A 519-nucleotide genomic window follows, 5' to 3' on the forward strand; every position below is an offset into this window, starting at 1 on the left:
GTACAGAGGAATTAATACAATGTTATTAGATCCAGGTGAGTATGTGACGTTCAAACAGGTTCAGGAAGCAAAAGGAAAGGTCAAAAAAGGAGCAAAATCAGAAATCGTGGTTTTCTGGAAGTGGATTGAAACAGAAAATAAAGATACAGGAAAAGAAGAAAAAATCCCTCTTCTTCGATACTACAGAGTTTTTAATATCAATCAATGTGAGGGCATTGAGAGCAAGCGTCAAGAAGAAGAAACTTTTGAACATGACCCCATAGAAGAAGCTGAAAAAATTATTAAAGGGTATATCAATTCTCCAAGCTTTAGCCATAACAGTGGCAGAGCCTATTATCAGCCAAGTATAGACCACATAAACATTCCACCGATGAAGGACTTTAGACAAGTAGAAGAATATTACGCCACGACCTTCCACGAGCTTACCCACAGCACGGGCCATGCCAGCAGATTAAAAAGACCCGGAATCACTTCAACTACAGCGCATTTTGGCTCAGAAGAATATTCACAAGAAGAACT

1 protein-coding gene is annotated in these 519 nt (G+C 39.1%); it reads left to right on the top strand.

From position 1 onward, the window contains the following. Window positions 1-19: 19 nt before the first annotated feature. Window positions 20-519: zincin-like metallopeptidase domain-containing protein (locus JN080_RS29080; protein WP_256239375.1), on the top strand; the 500-nt coding region annotated here is incomplete at its 3' end.

Origin of the sequence: Bacillus sp. EB600 (assembly GCF_024494385.1) — a bacterium.
Classification (GTDB): domain Bacteria; phylum Bacillota; class Bacilli; order Bacillales; family Cytobacillaceae; genus JAEVLT01.